The organism is Nonomuraea sp. NPDC052265, assembly GCF_044547985.1.
Taxonomy (GTDB): Bacteria; Actinomycetota; Actinomycetes; order Streptosporangiales; family Streptosporangiaceae; genus Nonomuraea.
The window spans coordinates 313,331-329,991 of sequence record NZ_JBIUBJ010000007.1; the positions used below are offsets into that span (position 1 = coordinate 313,331).

Consider the following 16,661-nt stretch of genomic DNA (forward strand, 5'->3'; position numbering starts at 1 on the left):
CGCCGCGACGCCGTTCCCCCGCTTACTGTTGACACCTGAATCCCCACCCGGTCCTCGGCGCTTTTTGCCTAGAGCGTTCCATGCACCCGCAAACGCGGCAAACCAGCGGGCCGGATTCACAGCCAAGCGTTACCTGGCGGACGCGGCGGCGCTCCCGGCGCCCCTGGCGCCGGAAGGCCGCCGCGTCCCGTCCCTAACGGCCCTGCAGGCCCCTGACGTTGTCGCCGAACGTCCAGCCCTTCGAGCCGTCCCAGTTGATCGACCAGGTCATCAGGCCCTTCAGGTTACCGCCGAAGGCGTTCCAGCCCTGCGACACCAGCGAGGGCGCCATGTAGCCGCCGCCCGCTCCCGGCTGCGCGGGCAGGCCGGGCACCTGCTTGTCGTAGGGCACGGTGATCGTCGTGCCCTGGATGGTCAGGCCGTTGTTCAGGCAGGTGGTCTGCACGGTGAAGCCCTGCACGGTGCCGGCGGAGTAGGAGTCGCCGGAGCAGCCGTACATGCTGCCGTTGTAGTACTGCATGTTCAGCCACCACAGGCGGCCGTTGTCGGCGTACTTCTTGATGATCGGCAGGTACGCGCCCCAGATCGACCCGTACGTCACGCTGCCGCCCGTCACGTACGCCGTCTCCGGCGCCATGGTCAGGCCGAACCCGGCGGGCATCTGGGCGAGCACGCCGTCGATGATCCGGATGAGGTTCGACTGCGAGGCCGAGAGCTGGGTGAGGCTCCCGCCGCCGGTCAGGCCGGTCTCGATGTCGATGTCGATGCCGTCGAAGTTGTACTTCTTCAGGATCGGCACGACGGTCGCCACGAAGCGGTCGGCGACGGTGCTGGAGCCGAGGTCGATGCCGGCCGCCGCGCCGCCGATGGACATGAGGATCGTCGCGCCCGCGGCCTTGGCCTGGCACATCTCGGCCGGGGTGGCGACCTTGACGGTGGCGTCCATGCCGTCCTCCCACAGCACGGTGCCGTCGGAGCGGATGACGGGGAACGCGGCGTTGATCACGTTGTAGCCGTGCTGCTTGATACGCGGGTCGGTGATCGGGATCCAGCCGAGCGGCGGGTGCACGCCGTTGATCGCGCCGTCCCAGTTCTCCCAGTAGCCCTGGATCACCTTGCCGGCCGGGCGCGGCTTGGTCGGGCAGGTGGTGTCGGTGGGCGTGACCGTGGGCGTCACGGTGGGCGTGACCGTCGGGGTCACGGTGGGGGTGACCGTGGGCGTGACCGTCGGGGTCACCGTCGGCGTCACGGTCGGGGTGACCGTGGGGGTGGCGGTGCCGCCGGGGCCGTCGAAGTTCACGTCGTCGGCGTAGTAGGTGCCCTGCCCGTACCAGCCGTGCAGGAAGATGACGGCGGTGCTCTGGTTCGCCGCCGTCGTGAACGACACGCTGAGCTGCGTGTACGCCGCCGCCGACGACGTCCACGTGGAGGAGCCGCCGGTGACGCCGAGGTAGACGTAGCTGCCGCGCACCCACGCGCTCAGCGTGTACGTCGTGCTCGGCCGCACCGACACCGACTGGGTGCACTGCGCGGTGTCGGACCCGCCGGCCGCCGCGGCCAGCGCCTTGGTGCCGGAGTGGACCGGCGTGGAGACCACGGACCCCAGCCCGCCGGTGCACGACCACGGCGACAGGGACCCGGTCTCGAAGTCCGGATTGGTGAGGAGGTTGGCGGCCTGGGCGGAGGTCTGGACGACGAGGACGCCCAGTGCCGCCAGGACGGAGGCCAGCAGCACGACGAGGAGATGGCGCGTTCGCTTCATGGTGGACAACCCTTTCGTCGTCCGAGCGCGAGGCCCGCGACCAGCGGGTTCATCGGATTATGTAAAGAAACTTTAAAGTTGTCCACGGAGCTTGCATACCATTTGGGTCATACCGCCGACGTGCCGTCCGGGCCCCGCGGACCCGGACGGCACGTCGGGACGCGCTCAGTTCACGTTGAGCGTGAACGTGCTCGTCGTGTTGCGGATGTCGGTCGCGTTGCCGCTCAGCCGCAGATTGCTGAACGTGGCCGAGCCGACCGCCGGACCCTGCCCCGGTTCGGGCAGCTCGTTGACCCAGATGCCGAAGCCGGACTTGGCGTCGAAGGCGTCGCCGCTGCGGTGCGCCCCCGAGATCGACACGTTCGTGAACACCGTGTCGGTGACCGGGTTCAGCGGCGTGCTCGGGCCGGAGTAGCCGGTCTGGAACATGATCCCGCTGTAGGTCGGGTCCACGATGTCCACGTCGGTCACCCGGATCGCGGTGAACTTCTTGGAGGAGGAGAAGATCCACATCGCCGGGAACGTCTGCTGCCCCCAGAAGTGCCCGCCGGAGCGCACGATCGAGATGTTCTCGAACTTCGTCTGCCCCGGGCCGAAGTCCCGCATCGGGATGCCGAAGTCGAGCGAGCTGATCGTGATGCCCGAGTAGACCAGGGTGTCGGCGATGTAGGCGTTGCGGACGATGTTGTTCTGGCCGCCGTACACCGCGACGCCCGCGGCCCGCCAGGTCAGCAGCGAGCTGATGTTCTCGAAGACGTTGCCCGACTGGTCGGCGTTGACGTTGTCGATCGCCGCGAACAGCGCGAAGCTGTCGTCGCCGGTGGCGCGGGTCTCGACGTTGGTGATCAGGTTGTTCGTGCTGCCGTTGGTGAAGTTCGCGCCGTCGGCGAAGGTGTTCCTGATGCGCGAGTTCCTGATCGTGACGTGGTCGACGTTCGTGCCCCAGAACATGCAGATCTGGTGCTCGACCCAGATGTTGTCGATCGTCATGTTCGAGACCTTCGACAGGTCGAAGATCTTGCCGGGGCCGTCGATGCGCGAGGTGTAGTTGCCGAAGTGGGCGAACCCGGCGAACGTCGAGCCGTTCGACGACGCCTCGGTGCGCCAGCCGACGTCGGTGCCGTCCTGGCCGGAGGGCGAGACGAACCTGGTGTACCAGGGGCCCGCGCCGACCACCTTGACGGCCTTGCCGTACACCTGGAACTTGCCCGTCGTCTGGTACGTGCCCGCGGGCAGGTAGACGCCGGTCAGGTTGGTGTCCTGGCGCGCCTTGTCCAGGGCGTTCTGCACGTCCTGCTGGGAGAACCCGGCCGGTACGGCGTAGTGCGCGGGGTCGGGGTTGGCGACCGGCGAGACCTGCTCCAGGCTGACGAAGTCGATGGCGTAGGTGGTGGTGTTGGCCGGGTCCTTCTGCAGCCTGATCCTGCTGCCCTTGGGGACGGTGGTGTTCAGCATGACGTTGGCCTCGTCGTAGATGTGCCGGGCCGGGCCGGCGCCGGGCGAGTTGCCGGGGGACGCCTCCGCGCCGTACAGCCAGGCGTACTTCGAGGTCAGATCGATGGCCTTGTGGAGGGCGCCGTCGACGTAGATGTTCAGGGTCGCGTTCGTCCCGCCGCCGCCCGGGGCGTCGGGGATGGAGAAGCGGGTGACCAGGGTGTTGGTGTCGGCCTTGGTGGTCCACTCGACGTAGGAGCCGTTCTGGTTCAGCGTCACCGCGCGGCGGCCCGACGCCTCGCCGGCCACCGTGCCGATGTCCCTGCTCGGGCCGACGACCTGCGCGCCGCCGCCGGTCACGCCGTCCTCGGCCTCGTAGGTGTCGTACGGCATGTTCGCGCCGCGGCCCACGAAGAGCTGCTGGGTGCCGGTGTTGTTGGCCTGCTTGACCGGCAGCTCGTTGGCGTCGTTGGCGATGACGGTCTTCACGGTGTACCTGCCGTTGGCGGCCGTCCAGGTGCCCAGGGTGACGGGGGCGGTGGTGGCGCCGGCGGCGATCGCGCCGCTGTGGGAGCCGGTCAGGGTTTTGACCACCGTGCCCGCCTCGTTCGTGACGGTCAGCGTGACGCCGTGCGCGCCGGCCGCGGAGGCGACCGTGCCCTGGTTCCTGATCGCGACCGAGAACGTGACCGTGCTGCCGCCGGCCGGGTTGCCCGGCGTCCAGGAGACCGGCGAGGCGACCAGGTCCGAGGTGTCCACCGGCTTGACGACCAGCGGGGACGGGCCGGTGAGGGCGTTGTTGGACTCGTTCTGCTCGATGACGGTCCCGGCGTCGTCGGCCTTGGCGGTGACGGGGTGGCTACCGGCGTCCCGGGCGCCGATGTTCGCGGTCACGGTCGCGGAGGCGCCGGCGGCCAGCGCGCCCACGTTCGCGGTGGCGACCTTGGCGGCGCCGAGGGAGAAGGCGACGTCGGTCGCGGCCGACGGCGCGTTGCCGGCGTTCTTCACCACGGCCGACAGCGTGACGGCGTCGGTCTCCACCGGCGCCTGCGGCGACCAGGACAGCGAGGTCACGGTCAGGTCGGGGTTCGGCGCGGGCACGCCGACGACCTGCAGCTCGGCCACCTGCCCCGCCGGGGCCCCGGTGTTGGCCGTGAACGACAGCCGCACGTCGGCCACCCGCGCGCCGACCGGGACCGTCACCGTGTTCCCCGAGGCCGGGTTGAACGTGTACGACGCCGAGGAGACCAGGCTCGTGAACCCCGAGGCGCCCTGCTCCCGGCCGAGCACCTGGAAGGTCTGGGTACGCGTGCTCCACACGGCCGCCGGGTCGAGCCTGACCACGACCGAGGACACATCGGCGTTCGCGCCGAGCTGCACGGTCAGCGTGTTCGGGTAGCCGCCGCCCGCGCCCTCCCAGTACGTCGTCACGCTGTTGTCGTTGGCGTTGGCGGCGACGTAGGTGTGCACGTAGGAGGAGGCGGTGATCGGCTTGCCGGCGGCCAGGTTGGAACCGTTGCCGCCGCTGCCGGTGCGGGTGACGGTGTTGCTCGCCGGCGACTGGTTGCCCGCCGCGTCCCTGGCCTTGACGTGGTAGGACACGGTGAGCGTGCCGGGCTGGTTGTCGGTGTAGGTCAGCACGTTCCCGGCGACGCTGCCGCGCAGCGCATTGTCGGCGTAGACGTCGTAGCCGGTCACGCCCACGTTGTCGGTGGCGGCGGTCCAGGTCAGCTTGATCTGGCCGGTGGCGGGCTCGGTGTAGGCCAGGTTGCCGGGCGCGGTCGGAGCCTGGGTGTCGCCCGATCCGGGGCCGTACACCTCGAACTCCGAGACCTGGGCCGCGGGCCAGCCGGTGTTGGCGGTGACGGTCACCCGGACGTACCGGACCGTCGCCGCGGTGAACGTGATCGTCGCCGCCGGGTCGAACGTGCGGACGGCCGAGGCCGACAGCGTGGTGAGCGGCGAGCCGTCGGTGCCGCCCTGCACCGTCAGCGTCTGCGTCCTGGACTCCCACGTGGAGGGCAGCTTCAGGACCACCTGGTTCACGCTGACGGCCGAGCCGAGGTCCACCTGGATCCACTGGGGGAAGGCGTTGTTGGCGCTCTCCCAGTAGGTGGCCTGGTCGCCGTCGGTGGCGTTGCCGCCGCCGTACACGTCGGTGGTGCTGCTGACCGTGACGGGCTTCCCGGCCGCCAGGTTCGGGCCCGCGGCCGCGGCCGGCGGTGCCGCCGAGCCGATCAGGGCCAGGGCGACGGCCACGGCCGCCGCGAGCGGTCGTAAGAGGGATGGCTTGCGCTTCATGGGGGGTGTCACCTCTCGTCGGGCTGGGAGGGTTGCCCGCACCTTAAGTTGACCCATAGAAATGCGCAATGTTTCTACTTCGTTTCGCAAATAACCGACTACAGCGCGGTATCCCGCCTGTCGTGAAGGAGCCAGGTCATGAGTCCTGCACGAGTCGCGCATCTCGTGGACATCGGCTGCAAGGTCGCGCGCAAGCTGTTGCAAGTGTTTGCGGATTTGGTCGTATAGTTTGCGCATGACCCGACGACTCGGAGACGTGGCCAAGAAGGTCGGCATGAGTGAGGCGACCGTGAGCCGGGTGCTCAACGGCAAGCCCGGCGTGTCGGAGGCCACCAGGGAGGCCGTGCTCACGGCGCTCGACGTCCTCGGGTACGAGCGCCCGACCCAGCTCCGCGGCGACCGCGCCCGGCTGGTCGGCCTGGTGCTCCCCGAGCTGCAGAACCCGATCTTCCCCGCGTTCGCCGAGGTCGTCGGCGGCGCGCTGGCCCAGCAGGGGTTCACCTCCGTGCTGTGCACGCGCACGGTCGGCGGGGTCAGCGAGGCCGACTACGTGAGCCTCCTGCTCTCCCAGCAGGTCTCCGGCGTCGTCTTCGCCGGCGGGCACTACGCCCAGGCCGACGCCTCCCACGGGCACTACGAGCTGCTCTCCGAGCGCGGGTTGCCCACCGTCCTGGTCAACGCCGCCGTCGAGCACCTGGGGTTCCCCCAGGTGTCGGCCGACGACGTGGTGGCCGCCGAGATCGCGCTCGGCCACCTGCGCAGCCTCGGCCACGAGCGGGTGGGCCTGGTGCTCGGGCCGCGCGACCACATGCCGTCGCGGCGCAAGCTCGCCGCCGTGGCCGACCAGGTCGATCCCGCGCTGGTCGAGCACAGCATGTACTCGCTGGAGGGCGGCCACGCCGCCGCCGCCCGCCTGGTCGCCAAGGGCGTGACCGGCATCGTGTGCGCCAGCGACGTGCTCGCGCTCGGCGCGGTGCGGGCCGTGCGCCGGGCCGGCCTGTCGGTGCCGGACGACGTCTCGGTGGTCGGGTTCGACGACTCGGCCCTGATGAACTGCACCGACCCGCCGCTGACCACCGTCCGCCAGCCGATCGACGCCATGGGCCGGGCGGCCGTCGACCTGCTGATCGCGCAGATCGACAAGCACGTGGTGCCCGCCGACGAGCTGCTGTTCGACCCGGAGCTGGTGGTCAGGGCCTCGACGGGACGGGTGCGCGGCTCCCTCTGAAGGCGGCTTCCGGTGACCTAGTCGTTATCTTGCAACCCCATGTCGAAACATTGCGGACATCTGAGGGATCTGCCATTGTGAGCGCACAGCGGGGCGCCTCACCGTCCCCCGGCTACGTCAAGCTTCGGAAGGGTCAGATCGATGAAGAGATCGGACTATCGCAGGACTGTGGGGCTGCTCCTGGCGGCAGGCCTGAGCATGAGCGCCGTGGCCTGCGGCAGTGGCGACGACACCAAGCCCGGGGCGCAGGGCAGCGCCTCGGGTGCCGCGCAGGTGAGCATCACCGTCGCCTGCCAGCCCGCGAAGTCCGCCCCCAAGGAGCGGCAGGCCTGGGACGACGACGTGGCCGCGTTCCAGAAGGCGCACCCCGGCGTGACGGTCAAGAGCACCGACCAGCAGCCCTGCTTCGATCCCAAGACCTTCGGGCCGAAGCTGGCCGGCGGCCAGATGGAGACCGTGTTCGTGGTGCCGGTCACCAACTACGGCGACGTGATCAGTAAGGGCCAGGGCCTCGACATCACGCCGTACACCGGTGAGATCAAGAACTGGAACGACCTGCGCCAGGACGTCCGCGACCTGGTCACCAAGGACGGCAAGGTCTACGGCGTCCCCAACGTCCACTACAGCGTCGGCCTGGTCTACAACCGGGCGCTGTTCACCAAGGCCGGGCTCGACCCCAGCGCCCCGCCCAAGACCTGGGCCGAGGTCCGCGAGGCCGCCAAGAAGATCGCCGCGCTCGGCGGCGGCGTCATCGGCTACGGCGAGTACTCCGGCGGCAACACCGGCGGCTGGCACTTCAACCAGGCCCTGTACGGCCGCGGCGGCGACATGGTCTCGGCCGACGGCAAGACCGCCGCGTTCAACTCGCCCGAGGGCAAGGCCGTGCTGCAGTTCCTGAAGGACCTGCGCTGGGTGGACAAGAGCACCGGCGCCAAGCTCTTCAACGCCTGGGAACCCCTCATGCAGGCCATGGGCTCGGGCAAGGTCGGCATGATGCTCGGCGCCCCCGACGTCGTCACCGACGTGGTCAACAAGTTCAAGGGCGCCGCCACCGACTACGGCATCACCGGCTTCCCCGAGGCCAAGGCGTCGCTGAGCGGCGGCGAGGCGTTCTTCGTCAACCCCAAGGCCACGCCCGAGCAGGCCAAGGCCGGCCTGGCCTGGGTGGACTTCCGGTTCAACACCGTCGACAAGGGCCGCTTCGACTTCGCCCGCGGCAAGTCGCTCGGCAACCCGGTCGGCGTGCCCGACAACGACGTCTACGGCGCCTCGCCCACCGGCAAGGCCCTCCAGGACGCCCGCAAGGCCAACGCCACCCTGCCGGTGGAGAACTACCAGCCGTACGTGGACGCCTCGGCCACCATCCCGCCCAAGATGGAGCCGCCGCACGCCCAGGAGCTCTACGCCATCCTCGACGTGGCCATGTCGGCCGTGCTGAGCCGCGAGGACGCCGACGTCGACCAGCTCCTCGCGGACGCCGAGACCAAGGCGAACGCCATGCTGGCCAGCAAGGGCTGAGCGGAACGTGAGACCGGGGCGCCGCGTCCGCCGGCGCCCCGGTACGTCGAGTCGGTGATCGGAGACACCCCATGAGCATTGCCACCGCCGGAACCGTGCGACGACCGAGGCCGCCCTCGCCGCTGCGCCGGGCGTTGCGGAGGAACCTGACGGCCTACGGGTTCATGGTCGGGGCGCTGTTCTGCTTCGTACTGTTCTCCTGGTATCCCATCGTCCAGGAGTTCATCCTCAGCTTCCAGAAGACCGACCTGGTCAACGAGCCCGAGTGGGTCGGCCTGGAGAACTTCAGGACCGCCTTCGCCGACCCGGCCTTCGGGCCCGCGTGGCTGAACACGCTCACGTTCACCGTCCTCGCGCTGGTGCTCGGCTACGGGCTGCCGTTCGCGGTGGCGATCCTGCTCAACGAGCTCCGCCACTGCCGGGCCTACCTGCGGTTCGTGGTGTACCTGCCGGTCATGCTGCCCCCGGCCGTCGCGGTGCTGCTCTTCCGCTGGTTCTACGACCCCGACGTCGGCCTGTTCAACCAGATCCTCGGCTTCTTCTCGCTGCCCGGCCTCAACTGGATCTACTCGACCGACACCGCGCTGCTGTGCCTGGTGCTCGTCTCGACCTGGATGAACATGGGCTCGGCGACCCTGATCTACCTGGCCGCGCTGCAGAACATCCCGCCCGACCTCTACGAGGCCGCCGAGCTCGACGGCGCCGGGGTGTGGAAGCGGATCCGGCACATCACGATCCCGCAGACCCGGCTGATCCTGCTGCTCATGCTGATGCTGCAGATCGTCGCGACCATGCAGGTCTTCATCGAGCCGTACCTGCTCACGGGCGGCGGCCCCGAGAACGCCACCGCCACCGTCGCCTTCCTGATGTTCCAGCAGGCGTTCACCTACAGCAACTACGGCGCGGGCGGCGCGCTCGGGATGATGCTCATGGTCGTCCTGCTCGCCTTCGCCGCCGTGCAGCTCCGGCTGACCCGCGAGGAGAAGAGCTGACCATGTCGAACGCCACCCTGCGACGCCCCGCCGCGCCGCCCTCGACCCGCCGCGGGACGAGGAGGCGGCAGCCCAGGCGCATCGAGGTGCAGTTCCGCACGATCATCTCCCCGCACCAGCTCAACAGCCGGTGGGGGCGGCGCGTCTACTGGACGGTCCTGGTCGCGACGGTCGTCACGTTCACCGTCGTGTTCCTCCTGCCGATGTACTGGATGATCACCGGCGCGCTGAAGTCGGCCGAGGAGTTCGCCCGGGTGCCGCCCACGCTCTTCCCGAAGGAGCTGAACTTCGGGAAGTTCCTGGAGGCGTGGGAGCTGTTCGACATCGGCACGCTGCTGCGGAACACCGTCCTGTACGCCGGCGGCGGCTGGCTGATCACCATGGCGGTCGACGTCACCGCCGCGTACGCGCTGTCCAAGCTGCGCCCGGCGCTCGGCAACGTCATCCTCGGCGCCATGCTGGCCACCCTGATGATCCCGCCGATGGTCGTGCTCATCCCCACCTATCTCGCCATCCACGACGTGCCGATCTTCGGCTGGGACCTGCTGAACAACCCGTGGGGCCTGTGGTTGCCCGCCGCGGCCAACGGCTTCAACATCTTCCTGCTCAAGAGGTTCTTCGACTCCATCCCCCGCGAACTGCTCGAAGCCGCCCAGATCGACGGCGGCGGCCCGTTCCGCATCCTGTGGTCGGTCGTCCTGCCGGTCTCCCGCCCGATCCTCGGCGTGACGTCGATCTTCACGATCGTCACCTCGTTCAAGGACTTCATCTGGCCGCTGCTCGTCATGAGCGACAGCGAGAAGATGACGCTCAGCGTGGGCCTGGCCCAGACCGCCGGGGCCGTGTCGCAGGACCAGGTCATGGGCGGCCTGGTGATCGCCAGCATCCCGACCGTCATCGTCTTCTTCATCTTCCAGCGGCACATCATGGCGGGACTCACCGCCGGCAGCCTCAAGGGCTGAGTGCCTCCACCTATGGCAAGGAGTTGTCTTCAGCATGTCCGAAACGTGGTGGCGGGGAGCCGCGATCTATCAGGTCTACCTGCGCAGCTTCGCCGACGGCAACGGTGACGGCGTGGGCGACCTGGCGGGGCTGCGGGCACGTTTGCCGTACCTGTCGGCGCTCGGGGTGAACGCGATCTGGCTCAACCCCTGGTACCCGTCGCCGCTGGCCGACGGCGGGTACGACGTGGCCGACTACCGGGACATCGATCCCGTGTTCGGCACCCTGGCCGAGGCGGAGGAGTTCATCGCCGAGGCGCACGAGCTGAACATCAGGATCATCATCGACGTGGTGCCGAACCACGGCTCGACCGCGAGCGAGTGGTTCCGGGAGGCGCTGCGCGACCCGTCCGTGCGCGACCGCTTCTGGTTCCGGGACGAGCCCGGCGAGTGGCAGTCGATCTTCGGCGGCCCCGCCTGGACCCAGGTGCCCGACGGCCAGTGGTACCTGCACCTGTTCGACCCCGGCCAGCCCGACCTCAACTGGACCAACCCGGAGGTCCACCGCGAGTTCCACGACGTCCTGCGCTTCTGGTACGACCGCGGCGTGGACGGCATCCGCATCGACTCCGCCGCCCTGCTCACCAAGCCCGACGGCCTGACCGGCTCGTACGAGGACCTGGACGAGGTCCACGACGTCTACCGGAGCTGGCGCCTGATCAACGACGAGTACGACGACCGCGTCCTGGTCGGCGAGGTGTGGCTGCCCGACCAGGAGCGCCTGGCCCGCTACCTGCGCCCCGACGAGCTGCACACCGTCTTCAACTTCCCGTTCCTGGCCTGCCCCTGGGAGCCCGCCGGCCTGCGCCAGGTGATCGAGCAGACCCTCGCCACCCACGCCCCGCTCGGCGCCCCGCCCACCTGGGTGCTGTCCAACCACGACGTCGCCCGCGTCGTCACCCGGTACGGCCGCGCCGACACCTCCTGGGACCACGCCGACCGCAGGGACGGCGCCCCCTCCGACCTGGAGCTCGGCTACCGCCGGGCACGTGCGGCGGCGCTGCTCGCCATGGCGCTGCCCGGCGGCATCTACATCTACCAGGGCGAGGAGCTGGGCCTGCCGGAGGTGGACGACATCCCCGACGAGCTGCGCCAGGACCCGATGTGGCGGCGCTCGAACCACACCGTGAAGGGCCGCGACGGCTGCCGGGTGCCGCTGCCGTGGTCGGGCGACGAGCCGCCGTTCGGCTTCGGCACGGCCACGCCGTGGCTGCCGCAGCCGGACGCCTGGAACAAGCTCACCGTCGAGGCCCAGACCGCCGACCTGGGCTCGATGCTCAACCTCTACAGGAACGGGCTGCGCATCCGGGCCGAGCGGCTCGGCGACGGCACGCTCACCTGGCTCGACCTGGGGTCCGACGTGCTCGCCTTCACCCGGGACTCCGGCCTGACCTGCGTGGTCAACCTGGGCGCCGACCCGGTGCCGCTGCCCGCCCACGACACGGTCCTGCTGGCCAGCGGCACCCTGGACGGCGACCGCCTGCCCGCCGACACGGCGGCCTGGCTGGCCTGACCTCCCCCGGCCCGCCTGGGGGTGCCTGCCCCCGGCGCCGGGCCTGCCTCGCGCCCGGCCTCCCCCGGGCGCGGGGCTCCCCGGCCGGGTCAGCTCTGGACGCGCAGGTCGGCGAAGAGGGCGCGGTGGTCCGAGCCGGGCAGGTCGAGGATGCGCACGTCCACCGCCCGCGCGCGCCCGTCCGTGAGCACGTGGTCGATGGCGACCAGCGGCGGGAGCCGGCGCATCGGCCAGGTGGGCACCAGCCCGTGGCCGGTGGCCGCCGCCGCGTCGGTGTAGCCGGTGCCCAGCAGCCGCCGGAACACGGCGTGGTCCAGCGTGGCGTTGAAGTCCCCGGCCAGGATCCGCGGCGCGCCCGTGGACGGCGCGGGCGGCAGCGTCCCGACCCCCGCCTCCCACTCCGGCACCGTCGAGGGCACCGGCGCCACCGGATGCACGACCACCACCTCCACCGAACCGCCGGGCAACGCCGCCTCCACGACCGGCATGTGGTGCCCGACCGGCTGGAACACGCCCGTACGCTCGTTCAGCGGGTACCGCGCGTACACGCCGCTGCCCACCGGCCCCCACGTCTCCGGCTTGGTGACCTGGTACGGCAGCAGAGTCTCCAGCCCGGCCGCCACCAGCCGGTCGCGTTCCGACCAGGTCAGCTCCTGGAGGCTGAGCACGTCCACGTTCAGCGTGCGCACCAGGTCGACGATCGTGCCGGCGTCGCCGCGGCCGCCGTTGAGGTTGGCGGTCAGCACGCGCAACGGGCGGCCGGTCGCGGCGTCCGTACCGCCGGGCAGGGCGCGGGGGAGCACCAGCCAGGCCAGGCACACGCACACCGCCAGCATGACCGCGACCGCCGCCCTGCTGCGGACCAGCGCCGCCACCCCCAGCATCAGCAGCGCCGCCACCCCGAAGTAGGGCGTGAAGGACACCAGCGGGACCAGCAGGACACCCGACTCCAGGCCGCCGAGCCGGACCGCCGTCCCCGCCGCGAACAGCACCGCGACCGCCGTCGCCAGCCGCCGCCTCCAGACCCGGCGCGGACGCGTCCGCACGGGCTTCACCACTTCGTCCGTCAGCACAGCCCGAACCCTAGGCCGCGATTCTTAAACGCAGATGAGCGTCAGGCGGGACCGAGGCTCCACGCGCTCAGCAGGGCGTCGCCCCCGGCCCCCACGACGACGGGACGACCTTCCAGCTCGGCCAGCGCCAGGGTGCGGATCTCGGCGCCCGGCCCTGGGCCCAGCTCCCCGAGGATCTTGCCGTCGGCCAGGCTCCAGACGCGGACGACCGCCTCGCCGCCGCCCGGCGCGTGCGCGACGACCGCGACGGGCCTGCCGCCGAGCGCGCCCACGACCAGGCAGGACGCCCCACGGTCGTCGGGGCTGCGGCGGCTGAACGTCCACTTCTTCCTGCGCCTGCCGGTGGCCAGGTCGTGGACGCGCAGGGTGGCGTCCAGGTGGGTGGAGACCAGGACGGGCCGGCCGTCCAGCTCGCCGCAGGCCAGCAGCTCGATGCCGCCGATCTCGCCGGTCTTGTACGTGTGCGTCACCTTTCCGTCTGACAGGCGGCGTACCCGGACGCGGTTGGCGCCGTCGCCGGTGACGAGCACGTCGTCGCCGCCGAGGCGGCCGAAGGCCAGGCCGCTGACGCCCTGGAAGTGGTCGGTGACGGCGGGGCCGATCTGGCGGCCGGTGGCGATGTCCCACAGGCGTACGACGCTGTGCAGGTCCTTGAGGCTGTCGTACTTCTGGGTGACCGCGACCGCGCGTCCGGCGGTGGTGACGGCGATGACGGGATCGGCCGCCCTGGACGTGCCGAGGCCGCCGCCCGCCGGGTTCCACAGCCGCATCCGGCCGTCGCCGTGCCCTGAGGCGGCCCTGCCGTCGCCGCAGGCCACGGCGGTCGCGGCGGCGCCTCCGTCGCCGAGCCTGAGGACGGTCGCGGGCCTCGCCGCCAGGTCCCAGGCGAGCACCGTGCCCTTGGACGTGCCGCAGACGACGGTGGAGCCGGCGGCGGCCAGGACGGCCGGCTCGCCACTGCCGGCGGGCAGCGGAACGGGCTCCCTGACCGGCGCGCCGAACGGCTCGACCGCGGGGGAGGCCGTGGGATCCCCGGTGGGGGACGTGCTGGGTGCGGGGCTCGTCGCGGCCGTCGTGGGCCCCGTCGTGGGCCCCGTCGTGGGCGCTGTCGTGGGCGCTGTCGGCGTGCCCGTCGCCGGGGGGCCGGTCGGGTCGCCGGTGGGGCCGGGGGACGGATCGTCGGTGAGGCCGTTCGCGGGGCGCAGGAGAAGGAAGGCGGACGCCGCCGCTGCCGCCGCGGCCGCCGCACCGCCGACCACCACGGCCCGCCGGCTCACCCGCCGATCGGTGCCCGGCCTGGTCGTCTCCCCCCGAAACGCCGGCCCGGTCGCCCCGGCCCCCGACGGCGGAACCGTCCCGGGCCCCGTCGCCGGGCTCCCGTTACGCGCGTCCGGCCCCCCGGCCGAGGACGCCGAGCCCATTGGCGCCGGGGAGGGCGCCGGGCCCGGGGTGGCGGGCGGACGCGGCGAGCCGGGCTGGGCCACAGGTGGCGGGGAGCCATGGAGGGAGGCCGGGTGGGGGGAGCCGGGGGTGCTGATGAGGTGGCGGAGGAGGGCGGCGGGCGTGGGGCGGGCGGCGGGGTCCTTGGCGAGGCAGGACCGGATCGGCCCCACCAGGTGGGCCGGTACGCCCGTGAGATCCGGCACGCCGCTCATGACCTTGTGCAGGATGGCGGCGACCGTCTCCCCGGCGTACGGCGGCCGGCCGGTGGCCGCGAACACCATCGTCCCCGCCCAGCTGAACACGTCGGACGCCGGCCCGACCCGCTCACCCCCGAACTGCTCAGGCGACATGTACGCCGGCGTCCCCATCGGCGCGGAGGCCTGCGTCGTCGCCCCCAGCGCCTTGGCGATGCCGAAGTCGATCACGATCGGCCCCTCGGGCCCCATGAGCACGTTGCCCGGCTTGAAGTCGCGGTGCACGATCCCGGCCTCGTGGATGGCGGCCAGCGCGGTCAGCGTGGAGATCGCCAGCCGGTCCAGCGCGCCCCCCGTACGCGGCCCCGACTCCCGGACGAGCCTCTGCAGGGTGTCGCCCGCGACGTACTCGCTCACGATGTAGGGCCGCCCGTCTGCCACCCCCACGTCCAGCACGGCGGCGGTGCAGAAGGCGGCGACCCGGCGCGCCGCCTCGGCCTCGCGCAGGAGGCCCCGGGTGACGGCGTCGTCCTGGGTCAGGTGGCTGTGCAGCAGCTTGACCGCGACCTCGCGGCCCGCGTCGTCGACGCCCTTGTAGACGACTCCCTGCCCGCCGGAGCCGAGCACGCCGAGCAGCCGATGGTCGCCGATCCTCTCGGGATCTCCCGGCCGGAGCGGACGGACTTCCGGCATTCCGTTCCTTTCCTCGGGCACGTACGGGGACATGTCGGCGAACCACACCATAGGGCCGCCCGGCCGGGCCCGGGAAGCCGGGCCCGCGCCGGATGGCAGGATCGAAGCCGGCACCGCACAGGAAAGGCGTCCCAGATGGCTCCGAGGATCGCGACCGCCCGCCGCGTCGACCTGCCCGTACTTCTCGACTTCCTCCGCCCCCGACATCACGGCCTGCTCTCGACGACCCGCGCCGACGGGCGTCCCCAGCTCTCGCCGGTCTCGTGCGGCCTCGACGGCGAGGGCCGGATCGTGGTCTCCACCTACCCCGAGCGCGCCAAGGCCGGGAACGTGCGGCGCGACGAGCGGGTCTCGATGTGCGTGCTGTCCGACGACTGGGACGGCCCGTACGTCCAGGTGGACGGACGGGGCGAGGTCCTGGACATGCCCGAGGCCCTCGACGCCCTGGTGGACTACTACCGGTGCATCGCCGGCGAGCACCCCGACTGGGCGGAGTACCGGGAGGCCATGCGCCGCCAGAACAAGTCGCTGATCCGGATCACGATCGACCGCTGGGGGCCGATCGCGACCGGCGGCTTCCCGGCGAACCTGACCCCCGGCGGCTGAGCGCGCCGCCAGGGGCCGGCCCTCGTCAGCGGGCCAGCACCTCGCGCAGCACGTCGGCGAACTCCTTCGGACGGTCGACGAAGCCGCCGTGCTCGCCGGGGAACACGACCGGCGGCACGCCGAGCAGGTCGGCCAGCGCCTGCGAGGTGCGGTAGGTGAGGAGGCCGCCGGACTCGGCCCCGATGCCCACGACGACCCGGGCCGGTCCGGCCTTCAGCGCCGCGACGTCGGGGACGTAACGGGTGGTGCCGCGCAGTTCGTGCAGGAAGAAGTGGGCGGCGTCGGCCAGGTCCTGGTCGGGCGACTCGCTCGGCGGCGGGGCCGGGGCGTCCTCGCCGGTCTGGAAGCCCGCGGTGGCCATGAACTTCCCGAACGCCGCCCCCGGGCCCTCCCGGCGGAACGTCTCGATGATGTCGTCCACCTCGGCGCGCCGCTCGGCCGCGTCGGGCAGCAGCTCCAGCACGGGCGGCTCGTGCGCGACGAGCGTGCGCACGCGGCTGGGGTGGCGGGTGACGAGGGCCAGGCCGGTCACCGCGCCGCCGCTGCTGCCGAGCACGTCGGCGGACTCCGCGCCGAGCGCGTCGAGGATCGCGACCGCGTCGTCGGCCCGCAGGTCAGGGGTGGAGTCCTGGTCGGGGTCGTCGAGCGTGCTGCCGGACACGCCGCGCGGGTCGTGGGTGACGACGGTGTGCTCGCCGGCCAGCTCCTCGGCCAGCGGGGCGAAGGGTTCGGCGTCCATCGGCGCGCCCACGAGCAGCAGCAGTGGGCCGCTGCCGCGGACCTGGTAGCGCAGGCGGCCGCCCGGTACGGCGAGAGTGTGCGTGGTGCTCATCGGTGTGGGTCCTTCCTCGGAATCGGGGTGACACCGGGTTGGACTCCCGCGGACGCGCGAACTCATCGGTC

Annotated in this window: 11 protein-coding genes; 6 read left to right on the plus strand and 5 right to left on the minus strand. The window is 71.5% G+C overall.

Going from position 1 to position 16,661, the window contains the following annotated elements:
- Positions 1-193: 193 nt before the first annotated feature.
- Together ACIHAD_RS23350 and ACIHAD_RS23355 are read right to left on the minus strand one after the other, a co-directional pair.
- A complete protein-coding gene (locus tag ACIHAD_RS23350; RefSeq protein WP_397356688.1) occupies positions 194-1,762 on the minus strand; it encodes a carbohydrate binding domain-containing protein in 1,569 nt (522 codons plus the stop codon).
- 165 nt (positions 1,763-1,927) lie between these two features.
- On the minus strand, positions 1,928-5,497 hold the full coding sequence (locus ACIHAD_RS23355; RefSeq protein ID WP_397356689.1) for a discoidin domain-containing protein: 3,570 nt from the start codon (positions 5,495-5,497) through the stop codon (positions 1,928-1,930).
- A 235-nt stretch (positions 5,498-5,732) separates the two neighbouring features.
- Between ACIHAD_RS23355 and ACIHAD_RS23360 the strand changes: the two genes are divergently transcribed.
- From ACIHAD_RS23360 to ACIHAD_RS23380, 5 genes are all read left to right on the plus strand, one after another.
- Positions 5,733-6,725 carry a LacI family DNA-binding transcriptional regulator gene (locus ACIHAD_RS23360; RefSeq protein WP_397356690.1) on the plus strand — a complete coding sequence of 331 codons (993 nt, stop codon included), beginning with the start codon at positions 5,733-5,735 and terminating at the stop codon, positions 6,723-6,725.
- A gap of 141 nt (positions 6,726-6,866) precedes the next feature.
- Positions 6,867-8,243, plus strand: coding sequence for an extracellular solute-binding protein (locus ACIHAD_RS23365; protein WP_397356691.1), 1,377 nt, complete (start codon positions 6,867-6,869; stop codon positions 8,241-8,243).
- 71 nt (positions 8,244-8,314) lie between these two features.
- Positions 8,315-9,235: a carbohydrate ABC transporter permease gene (locus tag ACIHAD_RS23370; RefSeq protein ID WP_397356692.1), complete on the plus strand. Its 921-nt coding sequence runs from the start codon at positions 8,315-8,317 to the stop codon at positions 9,233-9,235.
- A gap of 2 nt (positions 9,236-9,237) precedes the next feature.
- A complete protein-coding gene (locus tag ACIHAD_RS23375) occupies positions 9,238-10,197 on the plus strand; it encodes a carbohydrate ABC transporter permease (protein WP_397356693.1) in 960 nt (319 codons plus the stop codon).
- Between the two features lie 34 nt (positions 10,198-10,231).
- Positions 10,232-11,749, plus strand: a complete 1,518-nt coding sequence (locus ACIHAD_RS23380; RefSeq protein WP_397356694.1) for a glycoside hydrolase family 13 protein — start codon at positions 10,232-10,234, stop codon at positions 11,747-11,749.
- Positions 11,750-11,838: 89 nt separating this feature from the next.
- Here ACIHAD_RS23380 and ACIHAD_RS23385 read toward each other — a convergent pair whose 3' ends face one another.
- Both ACIHAD_RS23385 and ACIHAD_RS23390 read right to left on the minus strand, forming a co-directional pair.
- Entirely contained in the window at positions 11,839-12,822 is a 984-nt protein-coding gene (locus tag ACIHAD_RS23385; RefSeq protein ID WP_397356695.1) for an endonuclease/exonuclease/phosphatase family protein, read from the minus strand.
- A 41-nt stretch (positions 12,823-12,863) separates the two neighbouring features.
- Positions 12,864-15,152, minus strand: a complete 2,289-nt coding sequence (locus tag ACIHAD_RS23390; protein WP_397356696.1) for a protein kinase — start codon at positions 15,150-15,152, stop codon at positions 12,864-12,866.
- A 135-nt stretch (positions 15,153-15,287) separates the two neighbouring features.
- Between ACIHAD_RS23390 and ACIHAD_RS23395 the strand changes: the two genes are divergently transcribed.
- Positions 15,288-15,758 (plus strand): PPOX class F420-dependent oxidoreductase, encoded by a 471-nt coding sequence (locus tag ACIHAD_RS23395; RefSeq protein WP_397356697.1) that lies wholly within the window; start codon positions 15,288-15,290, stop codon positions 15,756-15,758.
- A 25-nt stretch (positions 15,759-15,783) separates the two neighbouring features.
- On the opposite strand, the gene ACIHAD_RS23400 is transcribed toward ACIHAD_RS23395, so the two are convergent.
- Positions 15,784-16,590, minus strand: coding sequence for an alpha/beta fold hydrolase (locus ACIHAD_RS23400; RefSeq protein WP_397356698.1), 807 nt, complete (start codon positions 16,588-16,590; stop codon positions 15,784-15,786).
- Positions 16,591-16,661 lie beyond the last annotated feature (71 nt).

Bases quoted from the DNA above. Each gene is read 5' to 3' on its own strand.
- ACIHAD_RS23350 (WP_397356688.1), bottom strand. From the start codon at position 1,762: ATGAAGCGAACGCGCCATCTCCTCGTCGTGCTGCTGGCCTCCGTCCTG.
- ACIHAD_RS23355 (WP_397356689.1), bottom strand. From the start codon at position 5,497: ATGAAGCGCAAGCCATCCCTCTTACGACCGCTCGCGGCGGCCGTGGCC.
- ACIHAD_RS23360 (WP_397356690.1), top strand. From the start codon at position 5,733: ATGACCCGACGACTCGGAGACGTGGCCAAGAAGGTCGGCATGAGTGAG.
- ACIHAD_RS23365 (WP_397356691.1), top strand. From the start codon at position 6,867: ATGAAGAGATCGGACTATCGCAGGACTGTGGGGCTGCTCCTGGCGGCA.
- ACIHAD_RS23370 (WP_397356692.1), top strand. From the start codon at position 8,315: ATGAGCATTGCCACCGCCGGAACCGTGCGACGACCGAGGCCGCCCTCG.
- ACIHAD_RS23375 (WP_397356693.1), top strand. From the start codon at position 9,238: ATGTCGAACGCCACCCTGCGACGCCCCGCCGCGCCGCCCTCGACCCGC.
- ACIHAD_RS23380 (WP_397356694.1), top strand. From the start codon at position 10,232: ATGTCCGAAACGTGGTGGCGGGGAGCCGCGATCTATCAGGTCTACCTG.
- ACIHAD_RS23390 (WP_397356696.1), bottom strand. From the start codon at position 15,152: ATGCCGGAAGTCCGTCCGCTCCGGCCGGGAGATCCCGAGAGGATCGGC.
- ACIHAD_RS23395 (WP_397356697.1), top strand. From the start codon at position 15,288: ATGGCTCCGAGGATCGCGACCGCCCGCCGCGTCGACCTGCCCGTACTT.
- ACIHAD_RS23400 (WP_397356698.1), bottom strand. From the start codon at position 16,590: ATGAGCACCACGCACACTCTCGCCGTACCGGGCGGCCGCCTGCGCTAC.